General features: G+C 67.7%; 5 protein-coding genes. 2 read left to right on the forward strand and 3 right to left on the reverse strand.

Translation table 11 applies throughout. The annotated features are described in order from the left end of the window. Together E4L98_RS16585 and E4L98_RS16590 are read right to left on the reverse strand one after the other, a co-directional pair. The coding region (locus E4L98_RS16585; protein ID WP_135202661.1) for a CHASE3 domain-containing protein at nt 1-2,234 on the reverse strand (2,234 nt) is incomplete at its 3' end. A 405-nt stretch (nt 2,235-2,639) separates the two neighbouring features. Next, nucleotides 2,640-3,419: a TauD/TfdA dioxygenase family protein gene (locus E4L98_RS16590; protein ID WP_135202662.1), complete on the reverse strand. Its 780-nt coding sequence runs from the start codon at nt 3,417-3,419 to the stop codon at nt 2,640-2,642. Nucleotides 3,420-3,522: 103 nt separating this feature from the next. On the opposite strand from E4L98_RS16590, the gene E4L98_RS16595 reads away from it, so the two are divergent. Next, nucleotides 3,523-4,419: a LysR family transcriptional regulator gene (locus tag E4L98_RS16595; RefSeq protein ID WP_135202663.1), complete on the forward strand. Its 897-nt coding sequence runs from the start codon at nt 3,523-3,525 to the stop codon at nt 4,417-4,419. Between the two features lie 90 nt (nt 4,420-4,509). Then, on the forward strand, nt 4,510-5,178 hold the full coding sequence (locus tag E4L98_RS16600; protein WP_135202664.1) for a hypothetical protein: 669 nt from the start codon (nt 4,510-4,512) through the stop codon (nt 5,176-5,178). Here E4L98_RS16600 and E4L98_RS16605 read toward each other — a convergent pair. After that, nucleotides 5,175-6,122 (reverse strand): GAF domain-containing sensor histidine kinase (locus E4L98_RS16605; protein ID WP_267874917.1); only part of this gene is annotated, 948 nt, incomplete at its 5' end. The genes E4L98_RS16600 and E4L98_RS16605 overlap by 4 nt on opposite strands.

The following is a 6,122-nucleotide window of genomic DNA, read 5'->3' on the forward strand; positions in this document are numbered from 1 at the left end:
GCGCTGTCGGCCGCATGCGCCATGCCGACGGCCGGCGGCTCGGCCGACATCACCGCCACCGGGCTGGCCGCGCGCGGCCCCGCCACCGGGTTGCGCCATTCGACCGGCAGGGTCAGGGTGAAACAGCTGCCCTTGCCCGGTTCGCTGGTCAGGCTGATGTCGCCGCCCAGCAGATGCGCCAGGTCGCGCGAGATCGACAGGCCCAGGCCGGTGCCGCCGTACTTGCGGCTGGTGGTGCCGTCGGCCTGCTGGAAGGCGTTGAAGATACCCTGCTGGTCTTCGGCGCGGATGCCGATGCCGGTGTCGATCACGGCAAAGCTGACCTGCCCGTCGCCGGCCTGCTGCACATGCAGCGTGATCTGGCCGGAGCTGGTGAACTTGAGCGCGTTCGACAGCAGGTTTTTCAGGATCTGCTCCATGCGCTGGCGGTCGGTCACCATGTGCTGCGGCACGCCGTCGGTCACGTGCAGGTGGAACGCCAGCTTCTTCTGCTGCGCCATCGGGTCGAAGGACGCGGCCATGCCTTCCACCACCTGGCGGATCGCCAGGTTTTCCGGCACCAGGTCCAGCTTGCCCGCCTCGACCTTGGAAATGTCGAGGATGTCGTTGATCAGGTTCAGCAGGTCGTTGCCGGCCGAGTAAATCGTGTTGGCGAAGCGCACCTGCTCGTCGTTCAGGTTGCCCTGGGCGTTTTCCGCCAGCAGCTTGGCCAGGATCAGCGAGCTGTTGAGCGGGGTGCGCAGCTCGTGCGACATGTTGGCCAGGAATTGCGACTTGTACTGGCTGGCGCGCTCCAGATCGCGCGCGCGTTCTTCCAGGTCCAGCTGGGCCTTCTGCAACTCGGCGTTTTTCTGGTCCAGCGCCTGCCCCTGTTCGGCCAGCTGCTCGTTGGTCTGCTCCAGTTCGGCTTTCTGGTTTTCCAGGCTGGCCTGCGATTCCTCCAGCACGCGCGACTGCTCTTCCAGTTCCTCGTTGGCGGTGCGCAGTTCCTCCTGCTGCACCTGCAGTTCCTCGTTCAGCTGCTGGGTCTCGGCCAGCACTTCCTGCAAGCGCTGGCGCGACGCGCTGGCTTCGATCGCGCTGCCGATATTGCCCTTGACCATGTTCAGCAGATCGACGTCGCGCTCGCTGACCGGACGCAACAGGCCCAGCTCGATCACGCCGTTGACCTCGCCGTCGGCGTCGACCGGCGCCAGCAGCACGCTGGCCGGCGCGCCCTGGCCCAGGCCGGAACTGACCCGGATGTAATCGGCCGGCAGCGGCTCCAGGCGGATCACGCGCCGCTCCTGCGCCGCCTGCGCCACCAGGCTTTCGCCCGACTTCATGCGCTGGTCGCGCTGCTCCCATTCTTCGGAAAAGCCGTACGACGCCACGCGGCGGAAGCTGCCGTCGGGCGCGCGCAGGTACAGCGCGCCCACCACCACGCCCATGTAGCGCGCCAGGAACTGCAGCAGCGCCACCGACAGCTGCGGCAGCGCCAGCTGGCCGATGCCCTGCTGCGCCAGTTCGCTCTGGCCGGTGCGCAGCCAGGCTTGCTGCTGCAACAGGGTCGCATGCTCGGCATGCTCGTTCAGCGCCTTGGTGTAGATGCGCGACAGCCCGGTCAGTTCGCGGCGGCCGAACCAGGCCAGGATGCCGCCCACACCCAGCGTCAGCAGTAAATACACGATGGCAACCCAGGTGGTGACCGTGCGCGCATCATCGTTGCGCTCCTGACGCATGCGTACCTCGGTGGCCACGAAGGCGTCGAGCTGGCGACGGATTTCATCGAACTGACTCTTGCCCCGGCCAGTCTTGACCGGTCCGGTGACGTCGCCATTGGCGGCGCGCAACCTGATCATTTCCTGAGCATAAAGATCCCATTGTTGTTGCTGGTAGCGGATGGTGCGCAGCCGGTCCAGCTGGGACGGGTTATCGTCGACCAGCTTGGACAGACCATCGAGATTGGCGGCCAGCTTGGGCTTGGCAATCACATACGGCTGCAGGAACACCTCCTCTCCGGCCAGCAGGTAGCCGCGCAGGCCGGTTTCCATGTCGACCATCTGCTTGGCGATCTCGTTGGCATTGCCGATCACGCGCTCGCTGTGCTCGACCCAGTTCATGGTGGTGATCAGGTAGGCCAGCAACACGACAAACACACCGGCGCTGACCACGCCGGCGGCCAGCGGGGTGGTGATGTTACGGATCAGAATGCGGCGAAAACCGCGTTCGTCCATCATGGCGGAATTGGGCATGGCGGGGGTATATTAGCTTGAGAGACAACAAGTTTATCTCAAATACAAGCCTGGCCTGGCCGCCATTTCAATCGTGCGCGGTGGAAATAAGCGTTATCAAGTTGCGATGGCGAGGCGAACTTGCCACCAGAGAAACTATCTCTGCCTGCGCCGGCGACCTGCCCCGGGACAAGGCGGAATTCATGGCCGTCTCGCAGCTGCCGTGGGGCATCGCCGCATCGCAGGGGCGATCGGCAACCCGGCCTGGAAGCACAAACCCTCGGGGTATCTGTTGGCCAGGGATGACCAGACCATCCCGCCGGCGCACAGCTGACGGAAATCGCCGTCAGCCATGCGGTCTACATGCCGCGCCCCGGGGCCGTGGTCGACCTCATCAGGAAGGCCGCGGCGGCCGCCAAGGACCGATCAAGCCGCCTTGCGTTCGGCGTCGTACCAGATCACGCCGTCGGCGCGCACGGTGGTGCGGTTGAGGATGCGCCGCGTGGCCGGCGTGATCGGCGTCGCCTGGTGGGCGACGTGCAGGTTGTCGGCCACCACCACGTCGCCCGGCAGCCAGTGGTGGCGGTAGGTGGCGCCGTCGCGCGAGTAGTGGCGGTCCACCGCGTCCATCAGCGCGCGCGAATGCTCGGGGCTGTAGCCGAGCACGCCGGCGGTCAGGCCCAGGTTCAGGTACAGCGCCGGCACCCCGGTTTTCGGATGGCGCAGCACCAGCGGATGCACCACGCCGTTGCGGTGCGCCGTCTTCAGCGTGGCGAACTCCTGCTGGATGTCCGGCTGCAGCGTGGCGTACGCCTGCTGCAGATCGGTGAACAGGGTGTCGCCGCCCTCGTCCGAGCGCACTTCCGAATACCAGAAACTGATCGGCGTGGGGTCGGCGCGGAACGAGCCGTCCGAATGCCAGTAACGGCCCACTTCGACATGACCATCCTCGGGCCGGCTGGCGACGCGGAAAATCTCCGGCCACTCGGGCAGCTGGCCGCGCACGGTGGGGAACACTTCCGGCGCGCCGAACAGCCGCGTCGCCGCCACCTGCTCGGCCGGCGTGAACGACTGGCCGCGGATCACCAGCAAGCCATATTCCAGCAATGACGAACGCAGCAGATCGGCAGTGGCCGCATCGGCCTGACGCAGATCGACGCCGGCGATTTCGGCGCCGAAGCCAACGGGGAGCGGGGTGAGTTGCATACAGCCTCCAAAGCAAGATTAAGGTTGAATTCACTATAATCCCAGTCCCGTCTGCTGATAATATGGGCAGAATCGCACACACCTTTGCGTAGGGCGCAATACAATGGACAGATTCGCCGAACTGAAAGCGTTTTGCCTGGTCGCCAGCAATGGCGGCTTTTCCGCCGCCGCGCGCCAGCTGGGCGTGGCCACCTCTTCCGTGACACGGCTGGTCGATGCGCTTGAGGCGCGCATCGGCGGCCCGCTGCTGAACCGCTCCACCCGCAGCATCACCCTGACCGCCAGCGGCCGCACCTATTTCGACCACGCCAGCCAGATCCTGGCCGCGCTCGACGAGGCCGACGATGCCGCCGCCGGCCGCGACGCCGAACCGGCCGGCGTGCTGCGCATCGCCGCCCCGGTGACGCTGGCGATCCGCTACATCGCGCCGCTGCTGCCCGAGCTGGCGCGGCGCTATCCGCGCCTGCAGCTGGACCTGCGCCTGAGCGACGCCATGACCAACATGGTCGACGAAGCGATCGACGTCGCCATCCGCATCGGCAACCCGGAACAGCAGCCCAGCCTGATCGCCCGCAAGCTGGCCGGTCACCGGCGCCACATCGTCGCCAGCCCGGCCTACCTGGCCGCGCGCGGCGCGCCGCAATCGCCCGACGAGCTCGGCGAGCACAACTGCCTGCTGTTCGCCTACGGCGCCGGCCGCGCCACGTGGCGTTTGCGCAACGCCGACCTGGCCACCGAGGTCGACGTGCACGGCAGCCTGCACGTCAACAATTCGGACATGCTGCGGCAGGCGGCGCTGGGCGGCCTCGGCCTGGCACTGCTGCCGGGCTGGCTGATCCAGCCCGACCTCGACCAGGGCACACTGGTGGCGGTGCTGCCCGACTACCAGGCCAATCCGGGCGAAATGGATGTGGGTATTTACGCGGTGTATCCGGCCAACCGCCGCGGCGCCTCGAAAATCCGCGTGTTCACCGACCTGCTGGCCGGGGCGCTGGCCTGAATGTTGTTACAAAGCTTGACAATCCCTGAGCAAATTTACATCATAATTGACTGGCAGTTGGTTATAAAAACATGTTCAGGAGACTAGGGAATGGACAATCAACTCGCGCTGCGACCGCCCGCAGCCTATAAACAGCCTGGCCAGCCGGACGCCCGGCGCAACAGCCCACGCAAGCCGGACTGCCGGCTGAACGAACCGAACATGCCGCGCCAGGACCGCCATGCCGCGGCCGACGCCCGGCGCGCGATGCTGATCCAGATCGCCGACTGGCTCAATGTCGAGCACAGCGTCCGCTACCAGCCCGCGCCCGACGGCGCGCGCAGTCTGGCGTACGCGGCCGATTACTGCCAGTTGGCCGGCGTCTACCTGCCGCATGCATGGTGGACCGAGGCCGCGCTGCGCGAGCTGCAAACCATCGACGACCCGGACGACCTGCCCGACGTCAGCGTCCACGCGATGGCGACGAGCGGCCTGGCGGACTGGCTGCGCGAGCACGGCGCCGGCTTCGGCTGGCGCCAGGTGGACGATGCCGCGGCCCTGCAATCGGCCGCCAATCACGGCGGCATCGGCCTGATCAGCACCGCCCGCCACGTCAGCGTGGTGGTGCCGGAAGACCGCGCGCATGCCGCCGCGCGCGACGCCGGCGGCCAGCTCACCGATCCGCTGCAAAGCGATGCCGGCGCCAGCAACCACCGCCACGGGAGCCCCGGCCCGCACTGGTGGCGCGGCGCGGACGCGGCCTTCTGGGTGCACGACTAGCCGCGGGCGCGCGGCAGGCTGACCGCGAACACCACCTGAGGCGCCTGGTAGCGGTAAGCCAGTTCGCCGCCGTGCTGCTGCACGATCTGCTGGGCGATGTGCAGCCCCAGCCCAAGGCCGCCGCGGTTGCGCACATTGCCGACCGAAGCGTGTTTCAGCGGGCTGTACAGGGTTGGCAGCAGCTCGTCCGGAATCGGCGGCGCGACGTTGCGCACCTCCAGCAGCACCGTGTCGCCGGCCTCGGTCAGGATCACCTCGATCGGCGCGCCATGCGTGCCGTGGTGGCGGGCGTTGCTGATCAGGTTGCTGGCGACCTGCATCATGCGGTCGGCGTCGACTTCCATGCTCAGCGCCGCCGGCATCCGGTCCAGGATCACCAGTTCCGGATGGGCGGTGCGCGCCTCGTCCAGCAAGTCCTGCAGCAGCGGCACCAGGTCGGTCTGGCCCGGATTCAGGCCCAGCCCCAGGCCGCCGCTGATGCGGCTCATGTCGAGCACCTGACTGATCAGCCGCTCCATGCGCGTGCTGGACGCCTGGATGCGCGTGCTCATGGTGGCCGGCGCGCCGCCATGCTGCAGCACGGTGGCGGCCATGTTGATCGAATGCAGCGGCCCGCGCAGGTCGTGGCCCAGCATCGCCAGCAGTTGCGCGCGGGCGCGGTCGACCTCGGCATGCTTGGCCAGGCTGGCGCGGTGCATCTCGCCCAGCAGCTGGCTGGCGGCCAGTTTGCCGGTGGCGTCCCAGCCGACCGCGCGGCCACGCACCTGCTCGCGCCATTCGTCGAACGAGCCGCGCGGCGTCAGGCGCGCACCGAGCGGACCGACGCGGACGACTTTTTCCGGCCGCCCGCCCCAGCGGATCGTGTGGATCTGCTCGCGCCGCAGGGCCAGCAGCCAGGCGCTGGCGAGCGTGTCGAAGCGCAGCGCTAGCACGGCGGGCCAGGG

Origin of the sequence: Duganella callida (assembly GCF_004614165.1) — a bacterium.
Lineage (GTDB): Bacteria > Pseudomonadota > Gammaproteobacteria > Burkholderiales > Burkholderiaceae_D > Rugamonas > Rugamonas callida.